Origin of the sequence: Micromonospora arborensis, assembly GCF_003205615.1 — a bacterium.
GTDB lineage: Bacteria > Actinomycetota > Actinomycetes > Mycobacteriales > Micromonosporaceae > Micromonospora > Micromonospora arborensis.
On sequence record NZ_PYBV01000019.1, the window covers coordinates 91,837 to 111,008 of the forward strand.

At 68.8% G+C, this 19,172-nt stretch carries 12 protein-coding genes; 2 read left to right on the forward strand and 10 right to left on the reverse strand.

The genetic code is table 11. From position 1 onward, the window contains the following. Positions 1–39 precede the first annotated feature (39 nt). From C7C45_RS16445 to C7C45_RS16480, 9 genes are all read right to left on the reverse strand, one after another. The gene (locus tag C7C45_RS16445; protein ID WP_110564530.1) at positions 40–1,860 is read right to left on the reverse strand and encodes an amino acid adenylation domain-containing protein; all 1,821 of its coding nucleotides are present in this window, start codon (positions 1,858–1,860) and stop codon (positions 40–42) included. Continuing rightward, a complete protein-coding gene (locus C7C45_RS16450; protein WP_110564675.1) occupies positions 1,844–2,554 on the reverse strand; it encodes a thioesterase II family protein in 711 nt (236 codons plus the stop codon). Before C7C45_RS16450 ends, C7C45_RS16445 begins: the two co-directional genes overlap by 17 nt. 17 nt (positions 2,555–2,571) lie before the next feature. Beyond that, complete coding sequence (locus tag C7C45_RS16455; RefSeq protein WP_110564531.1) at positions 2,572–3,846, reverse strand: cytochrome P450 family protein; 1,275 nt, start codon at positions 3,844–3,846, stop codon at positions 2,572–2,574. Then, a complete protein-coding gene (locus tag C7C45_RS16460; protein ID WP_167454731.1) occupies positions 3,843–5,120 on the reverse strand; it encodes an MFS transporter in 1,278 nt (425 codons plus the stop codon). The genes C7C45_RS16455 and C7C45_RS16460 overlap by 4 nt, the downstream gene beginning before the upstream one ends. Before the next feature lie 16 nt (positions 5,121–5,136). Continuing rightward, the gene (locus C7C45_RS16465) at positions 5,137–8,778 is read right to left on the reverse strand and encodes a type I polyketide synthase (protein WP_110564533.1); all 3,642 of its coding nucleotides are present in this window, start codon (positions 8,776–8,778) and stop codon (positions 5,137–5,139) included. Beyond that, positions 8,775–9,929, reverse strand: coding sequence for a cytochrome P450 family protein (locus tag C7C45_RS16470; RefSeq protein ID WP_110564534.1), 1,155 nt, complete (start codon positions 9,927–9,929; stop codon positions 8,775–8,777). The genes C7C45_RS16465 and C7C45_RS16470 overlap by 4 nt, the downstream gene beginning before the upstream one ends. Further along, the gene (locus C7C45_RS16475; RefSeq protein WP_208641185.1) at positions 9,922–13,311 is read right to left on the reverse strand and encodes a non-ribosomal peptide synthetase; all 3,390 of its coding nucleotides are present in this window, start codon (positions 13,309–13,311) and stop codon (positions 9,922–9,924) included. The genes C7C45_RS16470 and C7C45_RS16475 overlap by 8 nt, the downstream gene beginning before the upstream one ends. Positions 13,312–13,422: 111 nt before the next feature. Beyond that, complete coding sequence (locus C7C45_RS34455) at positions 13,423–13,767, reverse strand: acyl carrier protein (RefSeq protein ID WP_208641186.1); 345 nt, start codon at positions 13,765–13,767, stop codon at positions 13,423–13,425. After that, on the reverse strand, positions 13,764–15,161 hold the full coding sequence (locus C7C45_RS16480) for a condensation domain-containing protein (RefSeq protein WP_280101382.1): 1,398 nt from the start codon (positions 15,159–15,161) through the stop codon (positions 13,764–13,766). The genes C7C45_RS34455 and C7C45_RS16480 overlap by 4 nt, the downstream gene beginning before the upstream one ends. A 347-nt stretch (positions 15,162–15,508) precedes the next feature. Between C7C45_RS16480 and C7C45_RS16485 the strand changes: the two genes are divergently transcribed. Beyond that, positions 15,509–16,774, forward strand: a complete 1,266-nt coding sequence (locus C7C45_RS16485) for a cytochrome P450 (RefSeq protein WP_244200412.1) — start codon at positions 15,509–15,511, stop codon at positions 16,772–16,774. Next, entirely contained in the window at positions 16,771–17,520 is a 750-nt protein-coding gene (locus tag C7C45_RS16490) for a thioesterase II family protein (protein ID WP_167454732.1), read from the forward strand. The genes C7C45_RS16485 and C7C45_RS16490 overlap by 4 nt, the downstream gene beginning before the upstream one ends. A gap of 45 nt (positions 17,521–17,565) precedes the next feature. On the opposite strand, the gene C7C45_RS16495 is transcribed toward C7C45_RS16490, so the two are convergent. Beyond that, positions 17,566–18,564, reverse strand: coding sequence for an aldo/keto reductase (locus tag C7C45_RS16495; protein WP_110564537.1), 999 nt, complete (start codon positions 18,562–18,564; stop codon positions 17,566–17,568). Positions 18,565–19,172: the final 608 nt, after the last annotated feature.

Below are 19,172 nucleotides of genomic sequence, written 5' to 3' on the forward strand. Positions count from 1 at the left end.
GGGCATGACCGACCACCGCTCCATCACCGCGGAGGGACCTCAGGTGCTGGACAAAGCGGTGGCCAGGGTGCGCGGGGTCGGATTGCGCATCAGGTCCACAAGTCGTAGCGCGATGCCATGGGCGCGCATCTCGGCGAGGACGCTTACCGCTTGTGCCGAGTTGCCACCGACGACAAAGAAGTCGTCCTCTGGCCCGACGTCGGTGCTCAGGGTTCGAGCCCAGATGTGCTGGATGCGGCTGGTAAGGTCGCCGCCCGCCGAGGAGGGACCGGACGTTCCGGCGGTGGGCTCAGGCAACGCCGAGACGTCGAGCTTTCCGTTGACCGTCAGCGGAAGCGCGTCCAGTACGGTGAGGGTGGCCGGGGTCATGTATGCGGGCAGCGAGGCGCCGGCATGCGAGGCGACGTCATCGGTGTCCAACGTGCCCGCGCCCGCCGGCACGAGGTAGGCGTCGAGACGGGCAGTGTTCGGGTCGTCGGCGACCGCCATGCGCACCACCACTGCCGAGGCGCTGACGCCGGGGTGTCTTTGCAGCACAGCGCGGATCTCGTCGAGTTCTATGCGGTGGCCTCGAATCTTGACCTGGTTGTCCAGTCTGCCCAGATGCTCCAAGCTACCGTCGGGTAACATCCTGCCGAGGTCGCCGCTGCGATACATGATCCCGCCGCGGAACGGATCCGGCGGAAATCGTTGCGAGGTCAGTTTGTGCCGGTTGAGGTAGCCGAGCGCCACGCCGGCACCGCCGACGTAGATCTCTCCGGTCTGGCCCAACTGGACGGGCGAGCCGTGCTCGTCGAGAACGTAGACGTACCAGCCGGGTAGCGGCCTTCCAACCGACCGGGAGGCCGCCTCGGCGAGCGCCCGGGTGATCGTCTGCTCGGTGACGTGCACGGTGGTCTCGGTGATGCCGAACATGTTGACGACGCGACATCTCGGGTGGGCGTCGAGCCAGGGCAACAGAACCTGGGGGTCCAGTGGTTCCCCGCCGAAGATCAGCATCCGCACGTCGACCTGGTCGTGCGGCACTGCGAGCAGTTGGGCGAAGGCCGACGGCGTCTGGTTGAGCACGGTAACCGACTCGCGGACCAGGAGGTCGCGGAACCGCTCAGGGCTTCGGGAGTCTAGAGCGGTCACGACGACGAGCCGACCACCGGTCAGCAGGCAGCCCCAGATCTCCCAGACGGAGAAGTCGAACGCGCTGGAGTGGAACAGGGTCCACACGTCGCTCCCGGCGAACTGGTACTCGCCCCTGGTGGCCCCGATCAGCCAGGTCACATTCCGGTGCGGGACCACGACCCCCTTCGGCTGCCCGGTGGATCCGGAGGTGTAGATGATGTAGGCGGGATCGTCCGGCGTGCGAGCAGCGGTGGCGCGGCCAGGGTCTGCGAGCCTGCGCAGATCCTTGGGAGACATGCATCTCGCCGGGACCGGCAGACCGGTCAGCCCGGTGATCACGACGCTCGCGCCGGCGTCGCGGACGGTGTGGTTGATCCTGCCCACCGGATACGACGGGTCGGTCGGCACGTACACCGCGCCCGCCTTCAGCACGCCGAGCAGCACCCCGACCAGTTCGGCGGATCGGTCGAGGCACACGACCACCGCGTCACCCGGGGCGACCCCGAGGGTGATCAGCCCGCGCGCCACCTCGTCGGCGTGCGCTGCCAGTTCCGCGAAGGTCAGGCTCGTGGCGCCGTCGGTGACCGCGACCGCGTCGGGTGTGCCGGCGGCGACCCGGTCGAACGCCGAGGTGATCGTCTCGGGATCGACGTCCACCGACCGTGGCGACTCGCCGAGCGCGATCAGCTCGGCGGTGGGAAGGTCGTCGCGGATCAGGCCGCGCCGTTCAGATGAGGGGTCCACCCGAGCCCTTTCCGTGCACCGTCACGTCGATAAGCGACAGCACCCGTTCGACGCTGTCGGTCAGGTACATGTGCCCCCCGGGCAGGTCGTGCAGGGTGAAGTCCTTGCTGGTCGACGTGGACCACCCCGCCGCCTTGCCCAGGGGCACCAGCGCATCGTCCCTACCGACCACCGCGGTGATCGGAACCGGCAGCAACTCCGAGGTGCCCGGCAGGTAGTGCTCGAACATCTCCACGTCGGCACGCAACGTCGGCAGAATCAGCTCGCGCAGCTCCGGGTCGGTCATCGCGTCGTCGGCAACCCCGGCGAACTCCGCCACCCGGTCGAGGAACGCGTCGTCCGGCAGCCCGGTCGCCCCCAGCGACCGGGCTTCGCCCGGTGCCGCGGCCCCGCTGACGATCAACGCGGCCACGGTGACGTCCGGTTCCTCGACGAGGCGGTGGGCCAGCTCGAACGCGATCAGGGCGCCGAGGCAGTGCCCGAACAACACCACCTCGCCGGCACCGGCCAGCGTGGGCAGAAGGTCATCGACCGCCGCGTGTACGTCCCGCAACGGTGCGACGTCGATGCGCCGTTCCCGGCCAGGCAGCAACCCGGGTCGAATGTCGAAGCGGTCACCGCACAGCGGTCGCCACCCGTGGTAATACGACGTTCCGGCGCCGGCGAACGGCAGACAGATCAACGGTGTCGGCATCGCGCCCCCCGGCTCGGTCATTCCCGCGGCAGCAGCGCGTCATAGCGGACCGGCAGGCTGCGCAGACCCCGGCTGGTGGAGTTGTCGAACGCCCACTCCAGATCGGACGGGGCCACCGCGAGCCGCAGCCCCGAAAGGCGCCGGAGCAACGTCGGGAACACAATCGAACCCTCCACGCGCGACAGAGGTGCGCCCGCGCAGAAGTGCGGCCCGTGCCCGAAGGAGAGGTGGCGGTTCGGCTGGCGGGTGATGTCCAACTCGCCGGGGTTGTCGAACACGGCCGGATCGTGGTTCGCGGCGCCCAGGAGCACGTGCACGAAGCTCTGCTTAGGGATCTTCACGCCGGCCAGTTCCATGTCTTCGGTGCTGATCCTCAGCGTGCCACGGAACACCGGAGATTCGAACCGCAGGAACTCCTCGACCGCCGACTCGACCAGCGAGGGGTCGGCCTTCAGGAGTTCAAGCTGGTCCGGCCGTGCCAACAGTGCCGACATTCCGTTGCCGATCAGGTGCGCGGTCGTCTTGTGGCCGGCGATGATCAGCAGCACGAGATTGGAGATCAGCTCCTCCTCGCTGTACACCTCGTCCTCGTCGGCAGCCCTGATCAGCACGCTGACCAGGTCGTCGCCGAGGTCATCGCGCCGGTCGGCGAGCAGGCCGACGAGGTATTGCTCGACCTTGTCGCTCGCGGCCTTGAGCAGCCGGTTACGTTCCTCGTCCGGGTAGGGCGCGTTGCTGAGCAGGACCACGTCTGACTTGACCTTGCCGCGGTCCGCTGGCGGGATGGCGAGGAACTCGCTGATGACATTCATGGGAAGGTCGAAGGCGAAGGTCATCAGGTCCACCTCCCCCGACTCCGGGAAGGCGTCGATCAGGTCGTCGGTGATCTGCTGGATAGCCGGCCGCATCCGCTCCATGCGCCGTGCGGTGAACGCCTTGCTGACGAGCTTGCGCAGCCGGGTATGGTCCGGCGGGTCCGCGTTGAGCATGTGATGAACGAGGATCGGGCTGGCGTCCTTCAGTTGCTCCTGGAACCAGTCCGGCGACGCGGCGAGCTGCTTGGACAGCCGAGGGTCGCCAAACGCGCTGAGCGCGGTCTCGTAGTCGGCGACCACGTACGCCTCAGCCCCCGGCGGGTGGTTGATCTTGTGGACCGGGCAGTGGCTGCGGACCTCGTTGTCCCAACCGTGTACGTCGTCGCCGGGATTGTTGAAGAAGTCGGGGGGCAACGTTCGACCCGGGCTCCATTCCTTTCGGACGGACACAACCTTGCCGTCGTCGACTGAGGTCATAGCTCGATCTCCTTCAACTGCTCGGGGCGTGGCAATGAGCGCATGGTGGGGGTGAGAGTGACCAGCGCGATGAGGGTGGCGACGGTGCACACCGTGCCGAAGACAACCGCGGGACCGCCTGCGTCGAACAACGCGCCGATGCCGAACAGGCCGATCGGCTGCACGATCAGGGACAGGAAGAAGACCGCGCCGAGAACCCGCCCCTGCGCCTTGTCCGGGGTGAGTACCGAGACGTAGGTGAGGGTGAGCGCGCTCATGACCGGTCCACGCACGAAGACGAGGCCGACCAGTAGGCCCATGACCCACAGGCTCGGGACGAATGCGAGCAGGAGCGCGGCGACCGGGCCGATCCACGCGGCGTAGAAGAAGATGTAGCTGGGCTTGACCTTCTTCAGCACCGGAGCGGCGATGAATGCGCCGGTCAGACCGCCGACGCCGGCGCACGCGACAGCTATGCCGATGAGTGCGGACGAGTCGCTCTCACTCTGCCCCGTCGCGGCGATCGCGATGAAGATACCGGTGTGGTTGAACACCATGTTGGAGCCCATCGTCCACAGCAGCGTCCAGAACAGGATCGGCTGCCGTCGGATCAACCGGAAGCCCTCCTTCGCATGGCGTTTGCCGTCGTCGTCGGCCGTCCGCTCTGCTTGCAACGGCTTCTTGATCAGCAGCAGCAGCAGCGACGACACCACGAACGTCACCGCGGCGCCAAGGTATGGAAAGGCCCGTCCGACGGCGAAGAGCCAGCCGCCGATCGGCGGGCCGATCAGCGTCGCGCCGAAGAACCGGATGCTGTTCTGCGACATCGCCGTGCTGACCTGTTCCGGTCGTACCAGCGCCTTGATCGCGGCGATTCCCGCAGGCTGGGACAGGCTGAGGAAGACCGAGGAGGAGATCGCGATCATCAGGATCAACAACAGGTTGACGTTGTCGGTGGCGATCAGCAGGTATAGCACGCCGAGCAGCACGGCCCGGGTCAGGTTGCAGATCAGCAGCAGTTTCTTGCGGTCGAATCGGTCGGCGAACTGGCCCGCGGGAAGCGACACGAGTCCGGCGACGATCACCTGGGCGGCCGCGATCAGACCGGCCCACAGCGCCGATCCCGTCGAGGCGAGGATGAGCAGTGGGTAGGCGAACTCCGCGGTCTCCTTGGCGATTGCCGCGAGCGCCTCGCTCGACCACAGTGCTTGGAAGTTCCTGTTGCGCCGCAACGAGACAGCAGAGTTGGCGGCACCGGGCACCGGCCGCACGGACGCGTCCTGGCTGGTGGACACTAGGGCGTCCTCTCCTTCAATTGGGTCGTTGTTCGGACAGGCATGCACGCAGGGTTGCCGCGAGACCGGCGACGTGCGGCACGGTCAGCATCGACCAGTGGTCGCCCGCCGCGTGGTGGGTGCTGACGGCGCCAGAATAGGTGCCGGTGAGCCTTTCCCGGGTGCGCGCCAGTGCCGCCTCGTCGGTGTCGACGAGGAAAACGGTCGCCGCGCAGCTCACGGGGTGTGGGCGATACCGCAGCAGCGCGCTGATGTTGGCGGTGAATCGAGCCCGCAGTGCCCGGTCACGGCGTACTCGCGCGCCGAGCGGCCCGGTGCCCAGTACGACGTCACCGAGCATCCGGAGGCTGCCTGCGAGGTAACCGAGGTCGGCGCCGATCGGACGGGCGGGTGCGGGCGGGAACCCGTCGAGCCCGATCAGATGGTCCACCGTGGCGCCGAGCGCTTCCAGCTGCCGCGCCACCTCGTGGGCGACGACGACGCCGAACGACCAGCCGCCGAGGGTGTAGGGCCCGGTCGGGTCGACCGACCGGACGGCGGCGACGTGCTCGGCAGCGAGCCGCTCGATGCGCCCGCCCGGTGCGCCCGCCGCGGGGTCGCCGGCCGCCGGCGCCACACCGTAGACCGAGCGACCGAGCAGGGCGGCCAGTTCCCGGTACGGGAGCACGGTGCCGAACGCGTCCGCCATCAGGAACACCGGCCTACCCGACGGCACCGCCGCGGTGTGCAGCGCCACGATCCCCGGTGCCGGCTGCTGTGCACCGGTGCCGGCCAGGCGCAGCAGGGTGCCGAACGTGGGGTCGGCGACGAATTCGATGGGTGAGACGGATTGTCCTGTCCTCTCGCGCAGCCGGCTGAGCAGCGAGACCACCATGAGCGATTCGCCCCCGAGCGCGAAGAAGTTGTCCGCTTCGGCCACCGAGGGCACCCCGAGAGTGCCGCACCACAGCTCGGCGAGCAGCACCCGGCCGGTGGTGGCGGATCCGGGCGCTGGCGTATCGGCACGCGGGACGACGGGGCGGAATGCGGGCCGGCCGTCGTCCGGGCTCGTACCAGCGAACGGGTGCGGCGGCAACGAGCATCGGACAGGACGCTCCGACTCGTCAACGTTCATCAGCTCACTCATCGCCGCGTCGACGCCGTGTGCCCACAGCGAGCCGATCGCCGTGAGCAGCGCCCTTTCTCCCCGCCCGCCGGGTCGGTGGTCGCCGTCACCCGCGGCGCCGCCGGACCTGCCGAGCAGCGGAATCGTCGCCGGGCCCGGCGACCAGTTCGGATGCCTGCGCAGCGTGCCGAGCATCGAGGTGCCCGGTCCCAGTTCCAGGAAGACGGCGATGTCCGCGTTGAGGAGGGTGCCTGCGCCGTCGGTCAGGCGGACCGGGTTGAGCAGTTGCCCGGCCCAGTAGTCGGGCCCGGTCACCAGGGTCTCGTCGGCCCAGTCACCGGTCTGGTTGGCGATCAGCCGAACCGTCGGCCGGGCGGACGGGTTGTCGGCGACCGCGGCACGGAGCGCCTCGGCGGGCTCCCGCATGGCGGGTGAGTGGAAAGCGTGCCGAACCGAGAGCGGCCGAACGTCGAGACCGGCGAGGGCGTCCGCGGCCAACAGCGCGTCGACGGCAGCCTCCGGACCGGAGAGCACGACCTGGCGAGGCCCGTCGACGGCGAGCGTCACGCCATGTCCCGTGCCGATCCGGTCGAGCACCTCGGCGGCCGGGGCGGACACCAGGACCATCCGTCCCGCCGGGGAGGTGGTCATGGCAGAGGCTCGCGCGTACACCAGGCTCGCCGCGTCCCTCGGCTTCCATACTCCCGCGAGCGTGGCCGCCACGTACTCTCCCACGCTGTTGCCAAACATGGCGGCAGGCCGCACGCCCCAGTCGCCCAGTTGTCTGCCGAGCGCCCAGCCGAGCGCGAACAACCCCAACTGCTGGTGCACCGTGGACCGGAACCAGTCATCGTCGGGTGGTGCCGCGGCCACGATCGGGCCGAGGTCGACGCCGTGCGTCTCCGATACGTGCTTCGCGACGAGGTCGAAATACCCGCGGAAGCCGTCGAGCAGCCGGTACGCGCTCGCACCGGCGTTGTCCTGCAACGCGCCCTGGCCGGGGAACACGAAGGCGACGGTGCCGAGCCGTGCCGGTGTGCCGTCCCCACCGCTCTCACCGAAGGCGCGCAGCGCCTGCTCTGCCTCGTCGTTCATGCTCGCGACGACCGCGTGCCGGTACCGGTGCTGTCGACGTCCGGCGAGCGTCCACGCGGCCTCGGCCACGTCGACGCCGGGTTCGGTGAATCGGGTGGCGAGGTCGCGGTTGCTCTGCCGCAGTGCTGACGGGGTCGCTGCGGACACCGCCAACACCCGGTGTCCGGACCGGATCGGCCTGCTGCGCGTCGGCGCCGCCTCCAGGATCACATGCGCGTTGGTGCCACCCACCCCGAACGAGCTGACAGCAGCGAGCGGGGTGCCACGGTCGGGCCACTTCTCCACCTCGGTGCACACTCGAAACGGTGTGTTCGCCAGGTCGAGCATCGGGTTGGGCCGCCTGAAGTGCGCGGTGGGCACGAACTGGCGATGGTGCAGCGACAACGCCGTCTTGATGAGCCCGGCGACCCCTGCGGCTGCGCCGGTGTGCCCGATGTTGCTCTTGATCGCACCAAGCCCGCAGGACCCGGCGGTGGCGCCCGCCGGCGCCAGCACGTCGGTCAGCGCGGCGACCTCGATCGGGTCACCGATCCGGGTTCCCGTTCCGTGCGCCTCCACGTAGTCGACGTCGGCCGGGTCGGTCCCACCGACGTGGTGGGCGTAGCGAATCACCTCGCTCTGTCCTGTCGGCGACGGCGCCGTGTAGCCGATCTTGTCGGCGCCGTCGTTGTTGATCGCCGAACCGCGGATCAACGCCACGATCCGGTCGCCTTCGCGCAGCGCGTCGGACAACCGCTTGAGCACCACGACCCCGACGCCCTCGCTCGGCACGGTGCCCCCGGCGTGCTCGTCGAAGGGCCGGCACCGGCCGTCAGGGGACAGAATGCCGCCCTCCTCGTACAGGTACCCCCACTCGTCGCCGGGGATGATCGCAACACCTCCCGCGAGCGCGACGTCACACTCCTGCCCGACGAGGGCGCGGACGGCCGTGTGGGTGGCGGTCAGCGAGGTCGAGCAGGCGGTCTGCACGGTGAGCGCGGGCCCACGCAGGCCCAGCTTGTACGCGACCCGGGTGGCCAGGAAGTCCTTCTCCCTGCCGATGACGGTCGCCAACTCGCCCTGGCCACTACGTACGCGCACGTCGACGACGTCAGCGCCCGCGTAGACCCCTATCCAGCCAGGAAAGCGAGTGGGGTCGATCCCGGCGTCGTCGATCGCGGCTGACGCGCATTCGAGGAACACTCGTTGCTGAGGGTCGATGCTCGCGGCCTCGGTGCGGGAGTAGCCGAAGAAGGCCCAGTCGAAGTTCGTGGGGCCGGCGAGCACGCCGCGAGCGGGCACGAACCCCGGCCGGCTGATCTGCTCGTGGTCGGCGCCGCCGTCGGTCAGCTCGGCCCGGGAGTAGTGGTGGATGCTGTCGGATCCGGCCACCAGGTTGGCCCAGAGCCCGCGGACGTCACCGGCACCGGGGTAGCGGGCGGCCATGCCGACGATGGCGACCGTCTGGTCCGTGTTCATCCCACCGCCTCGCGGGTGCCGAGTTCCAGGGGCAGATGGTCAAGACCGACGTAGGAGATGTTCGGTCCCCAGACGGCGGGGGTCGCCGCCAGCCGCGCATCGGGGAAACGGATGGCGAGTCGCCGCAACACGGTGGCCGCCTCCAGCCGGACCAGGGAGGCGCCGACGCAGTAGTGCGCGCCGAGCCCGAACGCGAGGTGCCGCCCGGTCCGCTCGCCGGCCCCGTCGGCGTCGGAGGTACCGTCCTCAGCGATCCCGTCGATCGCGGACGACTCGGTGAATACCGTGGCGCCATCGGCGAGCGGGACGAACACCAGGTCACCGGCCGCAAGCCGGGCGCCGGCCAGCGTCGTGTCCTTCGTGACCACCCTGGCCACGTTGCGCAGCGGCGGCCGGGTGGCGAGTATGGACTCCACGAACCGGGCCGGCACGCGAGGGTCGTCGTGCTCGGCCGCGTCCTTGAGCATGGCCCACGTCGCCGGGTCACCCAACGCGGTGTACACGCACGAGCCGAGCAGCGCCGCAGTCGTCTCCAGCCCGCCGAACAGGATCATGGACAGAGTGGCGGTGGTGACCGCCCGCTCGTGGGGTGTGTCCGTCGGGAACCGGGACCACAGTGCGGAACCGGTGAGACATGCCGACATCTCCCGCATCACGTCGGTCGCCTTCTCGGCGTGGTCGCGCCGGTACATCGCGGCGAGGAACGCCGACAGGTGCCGGGACCAGGTGTGCAGGACGCCTGGCTCGATGCCGACACCGACGACGTGGGCCATGACCCGACCGGACACCCCCTCGGCGACCGTGGGGATCAAGTCCGGCGCCTGCTGGGCGGCCAGGTCGTCGAGACACTCGTCGACGATCGCCACGACGCGCTCCTCCAGCGAACGCACAGCGGCGAGGGAGAACATGCGCTGCACCGGTCTACGACGGGAGGTGTGCTCGTCCCCGTCGGCGTGCACGAACCACAGCTGGACGAACTCGGTCAGCGCCCGGTACTCGGCGCGGGACTGGTCGGTCATGTACAGCTCGCCGAGCCGGACGGAGGTCCGGGAGGAGAAGGAGTCGGGATCGGCGAGCACCTGCCTGGCCAGTGCCCGGTCGGACACCACCCAGCTCTCCAGCCCGTCGTCCCAGCTCAGTCCGTCAGGCACGGGGGCCCGCCTTGTCCACGAGCGCCGCGAGCCCGCTCGGTGTCGGCGTCAGCAGGAAGTCGCGCAGCCGGACGCTGACGCCCAACTGTTCGCGGACGAGCCGGATCAGCCGTACCGCGCCCATCGAGTTTCCCCCGCTGATGAAGAAGTCGGTGTCGGCGACGACTTCGGTCTCCGCATCGTCGAGCGCCTTGACGAACAACGGGATCACCGATGACACATCGATCGCCTCCACGGCGACGGGCCCCGGTGCGGGGGCCCGCCGCTTGGACGCGGCGCCGACGGGCAACGCGCGTGCGACGATCGCCTTGCGGTCGACCTTGCCGTTCTCCGTCAGCGGCACCTGATCGACGAACGCCCACAGGGTGGGGACCATGTACACGGGTAGCCGCTCGGCGAGCTGGTCCCGCAGCATGATCGCGGTGACCTGGTCGTCGGCGGCGACGACGGCCGCCACGATGCGCTTCTCGGCGCTGTCCGCGTCGGTGACGACCACGACCGCGTCCTTGACAGAGGTGCTCTCGGTGAGCGCGTCGCTGACCGCCGACAGCTCGATCCGGTAGCCGCGCAGCTTGACCTGGTGGTCGCGTCGACCGAGGAACCGGACCTGTCCCTGGGTGTCCAGCCGCACCAGGTCACCGGTACGGTACAGCCGTTCCGGCACATCCGGGGAGAACCGCCCGAACATCTTCGTGGTCTCCGCCGGGTCGTCGAGGTAGCCGTCGGCCAGACCTGCGCCCGCGCAGAAGAGTTCACCGACCCCGCCGGGTGGGACGAGCCGGCACCGCTCATCCAAGACGTACACCCGGGTTCCGGGCACCGGCGTACCGATGGGCAACGGGCCGTCGACCTCGCCCGTGGAGCGCACCGAGTAGGTCAGGGTGAAGGTGGTGTTCTCGGTCGGGCCGTATCCGTTGGTGACCACCAGGCCCGGGTGTCGGGCCAGCACCCGGGCGACGTGCTCGTGCGGCACGACGTCCCCACCGGTGATCAGCTGGCGCATGGTGGCGAAGCCTTCCGGGGAGAACTCCTCGACCAACCGGAACAGCCCTGCCGTCAGCCACGCGACGGTGACCTCGCGGTCCCGCAGGAACGCGCCGAGCTCGCTCGGCGACGGGGTGCCGGCGGGGTAGATCTCCAGCGTGGCACCACCGAGCAGCGTGGCCCAGATCTCCAGCGTCGACGCGTCGAACGCCAGCGGCGACAGCCGAAGCATCCGGTCACCGGGAGCGAGCGTGACGAAGTCGGGTTCGTGCGCGAGCCGGACCACTGCGCGGTGTGGGACGCACACCCCCTTGGGCAGTCCGGTGGAGCCGGAGGTGAACGCGACATAGGCCAGCGAGGCGTCCGTCCCCGCCGTCGGGTACGCCGGGGCGGCCAGCGGTTGGGTGGTCCAGTCCGGTGCCCACGAAGCGCACAGCGGTATGCCCGTGGCGGCGAGCTGCGCCGCGGCGTACTCGGGGACCAAGGCCGCGCGAGGCGCTGCCTTGGCGAGGATCGCCTCGAGTTGCGGGCCGGGCTGGTTCAGCTCGATGCCGACGTACGCCGCGCCTGCGAGCACCACGCCGAGCACCCCGATGATCTCACCGACGGAGCGCTCCAGCCCGACCAGCACGCGGTCACCCGGCTGCACACCCAACTCTCGCAGCAGCACAGCCTGGCGACCAGCCGCGGCTGCGAGTTGAGCGTAGGTCAGCTCGCGGTCGCCCTCCCGGACGGCGACGGCGTCCGGAACCCGGTCGACCACCTCGGCGAACAGCTCTCCGAGGGCCTTGCGGGGAAACTCCTTTCGAGTTCGGTTGAGCTCGTCTAGCAGCGCGAGCCGCTCTCGCGACACGCAGCGCACGTTCGTCAGCCCGCCGGCCACGTCGCGGGTCAGCTCTGCGACGGCCGCCCAGTAGTCGTCGGTGAACGCGACGGCCTCGCTGCGCTGCCACACGCTCGTCGCGTACTCGAGCTGACCGAGCAGCGTCGGTTCCGACCGGCCGAACAGAAGCGAAACATCGAACTGCGCACCGCCGCCGTGGCCCTCCTCGACCCGCACGGTGACGTCGCCCGCCGTGATGCGGTGCGGGATCAGCGCGTCGTGCATGCCGAAACTGGCCTGCACCAGGGGATGGGCGCCGAGATCGCGTTCGACGCCGAGCAGGTTGACGATCTCCTCGAACGGCAGCGCGCCGGCGTCGATGCTCTTCGCGAGCGATTCCTGCACCCCGCGCAGGTAGGAGGTCACCACCAGGTCATCGTCGATGTCCACGCGAACGGGCACGAGGTTGCCGGTCACCGCGACGAGTTCGGTCAGCTCCTCGGTGTCCCGGCCCAGCAACGACACCCCGATCACCATGGACCGGGCCCCGGTCCACCGACCGAGGGTCAGCGCGTAGGCCCCGAGCAGAACGGTGAACGGTGTGACCCCGGCCGCGCCGGCCGCAGCGGCCACCCGCGGGCTGACCTCCGGGCCGAGGTCCACCGACAGTCGCTTCCCGGCCGGGTCCTGGACAGCGGGGCGGATCCGGTCTCCCGGTACCTCGAGAACCCTCGGCACGTCCGCGAGGTGCTCACGCCAGAACTGCGCCTGTTCGTTCCACACACCGGCGTCGCGGTCCGCGGCCTGCTTGGTCAGCAGGACCGCGATGTCGTGGCCTTCCCCGGTCGTGGACGGCGGCGTGCCGTCGCCGAGCGCCGCATACCGGTCGAACACCTCCTTGAACACCAGGCCGATGGACCACGCGTCCAGGACGATGTGGTGGGCGACCAGCACGATCGCCTGCTGTCCGAACGGGTCGTCGACAAACAGGAACTGGTACGCGGGGCGGGCGGCGAGGTCGAACGGAAGCCTGCCGCGCGCGGCCGCGGTGACGCGCACGAACGCGGCGAACTCCTCCCGCGTGCCGTCGTGCTGGATGTCGTCGACCTGGTGCCGGTAGGCCCGGTCGACAACCGGAACGACCTCGTCGTCCTGCTCCTGGTAGACCGTGCGTAGGCCGGGGTGCCGAGCGACCGTGGCGGCGAGCGCCCGCTCGAAGCGGGACCGGTCGAGCGTGCCTTCCTCGACGAAGCAGGTGAACACGAGGTTGTAGGGGGAGCCGCCGAGCACCCGTTCGGTCAACCACATGCCCCGCTGGCTGGGGGACACCCGGTCGGGCGGGTTCGGCGTCGCCACGGTCCTGCGCGCACCGGCAGCGGGGGGCACGGACGCGGAGGTGTACCTCGCCAGCACGTCGCTCAACGGCGCGTCGGACAACAGGTCGGCCACCGGGAGCCGGACCCCACAGTGCTGCTGGGCGAGCGCCGCCAAGCGCATGGCCCGCAGCGAATCACCACCGAGGTCCACGAACGACCGGGCCGACAGGGTCGCCGGCGTGATCACCGTATCCAGCACGGTTCTCGCATACTCGACCAATGACACCGTTCGTCCTCCTAGGCACATGCGTCGGCGAGGTGAGGAAAGAGAATCGGAGAAGCGACGGAGATGCGTCCCACGTGACAGGCGTCAGGGGCGGGAGAATCGAGATCCCTGCCCGGACCGGGCGGACTCGAGCAGTTCTTCCCGGCTGTATCCGCGGGAACCCGACGTCCGCGTCGCGGGGGCGACCAGCAGTTCGGCGTGGCCGCGGACGGTGCCGGCCCGGAACAGGTCGACGGTACGCAACGAAAGGCCGGTTCGCTGGTTCAGCTTCTCAACGAGTAAGGCCAGCCGCAGCGAGTCGCCGCCCATATCGAAGAAAGTGCTGTCGTCGTCAACTTCGGCGATCTGCAGTACGTCCTGCCAGACCGAGCGGACAATTTCACGCCGCTGATCGGCGTTGGACAAATCGACGGCAGACGGGTCGGTCACAGCTTTACCTCCGATGAGTGTGCGAGCTCGGCCGCGCTCTGTCGCAGCTTGCCGAGAATGCTCTCGATTGTGGCCGGGTCGAACAGTTCGACCAGGAAATCGAGAGCGAACGTGATTCGGTCGCCGCCAGCATCGCGGTCCACGCGTACGAAGAGGTCGAGGTCGTACTTGCCGTAGACGCTTCTCATCGGCCAGTAGTGGCCGGACACCGTCGGTGTCAGCTCGATGTTCGACGGCAGGTCGTCGACGTTGACAAGAATCGGAGTGAGCGGTGGCCAGATCTGACGCCGCCCGGGGTTCAGTGCCGCAGCGATGGCGTCCAACGGCACGTCAGAGTCGACGAAGGCGGCCATGGCGGAGCGGCGGGTGATCCGAAGGAGGTCGCGCCACGTGGTGTCGTGGTCGAACGTGACCCGCAGCATCAGCGTCGCCATGTACATGCCGATCGCCTCCGAGGTGGCAGGGTCGTCACGTCCGGGCCAACCGAATGCGATCAGGAAGTCCCGCTGACCGGTCATCCGGCACAGCGTCCCGGTCAGCACCACGACCGCCATCATGAACGGCGTGCACCCCTCCTGACCGGACGTGGCGAGGACCCTGGCGCTCAGCTCGTGGTCCAGCGTGATCGACAGGTTCTCCGCGACGATCGACTCCGGCTCCGCCGCTGGCGGCGGCCGGTCGTACGGTAGGTCGACCGTCATCGGCGCACCACGCAGGCGCTCCAGCACCTGGGCGACCCGCTCCGGTGAACGCTCCTGTCGAACCGTGCTCGGCACGTCGGCGGGGTGCACGGCAGCCGCGAGGGTCGGTTGCTCGCCGGCCAGGAGGGCCCGGTACACCGTGACGATCTCGGGTACCAGGAGGTTGCGTGACCAGCCGTCGAACGAGATGTGGTGCATCGTCAGCACCAGCAACGTGCGGTGCTCATCGACGTGGATGACCTCGGCGCGTACCTGCGCCTCGTGGGCCAGGTCGAACGGGGTCCAACACAGCACCTCGACCAGGTGGTCGAGCTTCTCCCCGGTCCAGCCCTCTGCCCGCGCGTCGATGAGCCCGACGTGCCCCGGCTCGCCGTCGGTCCGGTATTCCACCTCGCCCGTCGCGGTGTTCAGCCGAAACCGCGACCTCAGCGCCGGATGGCGTGACACCACGTGTCGCACCGCGTCGACGAGAATTTGATGATTGACGCGTCCGGCGAATTCCAGCACGGACGGAATGAGATACGTCGGACGTAATCGCTCGTCCGTGTCGAGCACCCAGATACCCTGCTGCACCGGCGTTGCCGAATACCACAGTCGCGTACGCTTAAGGATATGCGGCAATTTTGATTTCCCCCGAAAATAAAATGCCGAAGCGCTAGCCAGCGACGTCCTCACCGAGCTCCGGCAGGACATCCCCGCTAATCGATCTGACACAGACCGTAAGGGAGGCGCTGCAATCTTGTCAACACCGCTTCGCCGGCAGCCGATCCGAGCGGCGCCAACCCTCTCGCGAGCTGCCTGGCAGGGGCTTCTGGGAGCCGACCCTCCAACCAATATGAATTGACGAAGGATATAACGGACAGAGGCCGTGTATCCGACGGATTGATGTTGGTGTCCCTACCTGCCGAGCCGGCGGCAGGTAGGGTCGAGGGCGCGGGGGAATAACCGCCAGTCGACGACTGCGCTCGATGCATGCTATTCCTTCGGTCTTCCAGGTGCCGCCAGGTTGATTCATCGCTTGTGGAACAGGGGGATCCGCAGTGACCACGCACAACACCGCTATCTCGTCATGTCCAATGCACCGCGCCAACTCCGACAACATGGTTGACCTCGTCGGCCCGACGTTGTACTCGGGTGACGACACTTATGCCGTGTGGCAGCGGATGCGCGACCACGACGGGCTCCTCTGGCATCAGGTGGACGAGAAACGAGGCTTCTGGTCCACCGCGAGGTATGCCGACGTCGACCTCGTGTTAAGCGACTATTCACTGTTCACCTCCGAGCGCGGCACGCTGCTGAACCTGCTCGGCACGGACGACCCGGCGGGCGGCACCCAACTCGCCGTCACGGACCCTCCTCGGCACACGGAGATGCAGGGTCGGCTGAAGAAGGCGCTCGCGATCAAGGCCATCGAGAGGCAGCGCGACATGATTCGCGACAAGATCGTCAGGCTGCTTGCACCGCTCGGTGACGGCGGTGTCTTCGACTTCGGGCAAGCGATGCTGCAGCTACCGATCGCGGTCATCGGCATGATGATGGACCTGCCGGAAGACGACTGGGCATGGTTGACCCGGATGAACATTGCGTGTGTCGCCTACGACGACCCGGACTTCCAGGACCCCGACGACCCGTCGATGACGCTGACGCTCGCGCACCAGGAACTGCTGGGCTACTTCCAGGAGCTCGTCCGCCGCCGCCGGAACAACCTCGGCGACGACCTGATCAGCGTGCTGGTCACGACGCCCTTCGAGGGCAGGAACATGTCCCTCGGTGAGATTCTGTCGAACTGCTACAGCGTGCTGCTCGGCGCGCTGGTCACCACGCCACACTCCCCCAACTACATGATGGCGCAGCACACCGGCACCGGTGTGCTGGAGGAATGGGCGGCGAACCCGCAGGTCGGTCCGACCGCAGTCGAGGAGGCGCTCAGGCTGGCGTCGCCGGTGCACCACTTCCTCCGGTACGCCACGACGGACGTCGAGGTGGCGGGCACCCGGATAGCTGCCGGGGACGCTGTGGTCGCCTGGCTCGGTGCCGCCAACCGGGACGACCGTGCCTTTCCCGACGCGTCGCGTTTCGACCTACGGCGCAAGCCGAACCGGCACCTCGCGTTCGGCGCAGGGCCGCACTACTGCATCGGCCACAGCGTCGCCCGGGTCACCTTGAGAGTGCTGTTCGAAGAGTTGTTCACGCGCTACGCGGACTTCAGTCTGGCCGGCACACCGGAGCGGCTGATCTCCAACTTCGCCTGCGGCTACAAGCACGTCCCGATCACGGCATCCGTGCGTGCGAGGTCGGGCGCGTGACAAGCGCGGGCTTGAACAGCGCCTGGACGCGTACGTACGAGGGGCGGGCCGACGCGGCCGTGCGGCTGTTCTGTTTCCCGTACGCCGGCGCCTCCGCGTCGGTCTTCCGCACCTGGCACACCGCGCTGCCCGAGGAGATCGAGCCGGTCGCCATCCAGCTTCCCGGCCGCGACGACCGGTTCGATGAGCCGGCGTACGAACACATGACGCCGCTGGTTGCCGACCTCGCCGACGTGCTGTCGCCGCTGTTGGACAAGCCGTACGCCTGCTACGGGTTCAGCATGGGCGCCAGGGTCGCGCTGGCGCTGCTGCACGAACTTCGCCATCGGGGACTTCCCGCGCCGAAGCGATTGTTCGTGGCCAGTAGCGCGGCACCCGCGCTACGCCGGCTGGTCCGCGGCTGGGACGAACCGGAGGAGGGTCTGGTCGCCTACCTACGTGAACTTGGTGGCACACCACCGGAGCTGTTTGACAACCCGGGTCTGCTGGCGCTGTTCCTGCCGTCCCTACGGGCCGACCTGAGCGTGGTCGGCACCTGCCCCATCGCGGAAACGACGCCGCTCGACGTGCCGATCCGGGCATTCGCTGGGGATGCCGACGTCGAGGCCCCTCCGGCACGGATGCGCGACTGGGCGCGGGAAACCAACGCGGAGTTCGAGTTGACCACCCTGGCGGGCAGTCACTTCTTCCCGGAGGCGGAGACCTTACGGATGATGAGGATCATCAGCGCTGACCTGCTGACCTGACTGACCGGGCGTTGACGCACCGCGCCAACGCCCGGTCAGCGTCACCTACTGGGCCGCGTCCAGCCTCGCGCGCTGGTCGCCGGTCAGTTTGAGGTCCACGGCGGCGAGGCTCTCGTCGAGCTGAGCGATCGAGGAAGCTCCGACGAGCGGGATGATCGGCAGGTCACCGCCCATCAGCCAGGCGAGCACGACCTGGTTCGCGGTAGCGCCGGTCTCCTCGGCGACCGCACGCACCGCGGCCAGCCGCTGCTCGGTGCCGGCGTGGTCGAAGGCCGGGCCGAGAGGCCGATCGTCGCGGACGTACGCACCGGACAGCAGTGGGGTGTAGGCGACAAGCGTGAGAGCCGGGTTGGCGCGGAGGTAGCTGAGCACCTCGCCGGTGGCCAACCCCTGGTTGCCGTCGACCGATCGGCGCCCAGGCATGTCGGTGCGGGCACGTAGGTAGCTGTGGTGGTACTGGAGAACCTCGTAGCCGGGCAGCCCGGCGCTCGCGGCGGTCGCCCGCGCCTGTTCGACGCGCCAGGTCCAGTGGTTGCTGACGCCGAGCAGCCCGACCACGTCCTCCGCGACGAGGTCCGCGAAGCCCTGGACCGTCTCTTCGACCGGGGTGTTCGGGTCCTCGACGTGCGCGTAGAGCAGGTCGATCTTGTCCACCCCGAGCAGTTCGCGGCTCCGTTCCGCGGATTTACGGATCACGGAGGCAGAAAGCCCCTCGATGTTCTCCTGCTTGGCGGTCTCCGCGAAATCCAACCCGGCCGCGACCGGCCGTCCGCCGAGCTTCGTCGCGATCACGACCTCGGACTGCACGCCGCGGCTGCGCCTCCACCGGCCGAGCAGCGCCTCACTTTCCCCGCCCTGAGTCGAGTTGATCCAGAAGGAGTAGTTGTTCGAGGTGTCGACGAACGTGCCTCCGGCCTCGACATACCGATCCAGGATCGCGAACGAAGTTTCCTCGTCGGTCTCTGTGCCGAAGCGCATGGCGCCGAGGGCCAGGACGCTCACCTCTAGCCGTGCCGCCGTCTGGCCGATCGTCCGATATCGCATCCAGTAGCCTCCCCCGCTGTCTGATCGATAGTCGTCGTCACTATACCGGAGAGCCATGCTTCTGATCTCGCACGCTTGACCGCGGATCGTCGGAGAATGAGCCCTCATCAACCTGATCCGGCAGGTCATCTGGTAGAGGGGACGCAGAGCGGCGAGGACGATTCCGAAACCGGACAGCGAACCGACGAGCGACGGCTGCTGGCTGCCACCCCGGGTCCGGTGGGACGCGTCTCCGACCACCGCCCGGGCGATGCCGACCAGTCGGGTTCAGCGGGCCGGGTCCGGGCGACCGGCGACGATGGACGGCCGACACCGCGCCGAGTCGGGGCCGTTCTGGGGGAGCACACACCGCGCACATCATCGATGATCATGCCGGGCTAGCCGCTTCCCCGGCTGGGCACCGCCTCCCCCGTGGTGCGCTGCGTAGCTAGAAGCCCCGGTACAGGCCCGGCTTCCCCGCGGCGCCCGCCTGGTCGCGCTGACGGAACGCCTGAACCTCTCGATGGAGCCGGAGACGCTGGCCCGGCCGAGTGTGGGCGCCCCTGACACCTCCCGGTCTCGTTACGAGATGCTCGACAAGAAGGTCGGGATGGGCGGTATGGGCACGG

Bases quoted from the DNA above. Each gene is read 5' to 3' on its own strand.
- C7C45_RS16450 (WP_110564675.1), bottom strand. From the start codon at position 2,554: ATGCCGACACCGTTGATCTGTCTGCCGTTCGCCGGCGCCGGAACGTCG.
- C7C45_RS16455 (WP_110564531.1), bottom strand. From the start codon at position 3,846: ATGACCTCAGTCGACGACGGCAAGGTTGTGTCCGTCCGAAAGGAATGG.
- C7C45_RS16465 (WP_110564533.1), bottom strand. From the start codon at position 8,778: ATGAACACGGACCAGACGGTCGCCATCGTCGGCATGGCCGCCCGCTAC.
- C7C45_RS16480 (WP_280101382.1), bottom strand. From the start codon at position 15,161: ATGTCCTGCCGGAGCTCGGTGAGGACGTCGCTGGCTAGCGCTTCGGCA.
- C7C45_RS16495 (WP_110564537.1), bottom strand. From the start codon at position 18,564: ATGCGATATCGGACGATCGGCCAGACGGCGGCACGGCTAGAGGTGAGC.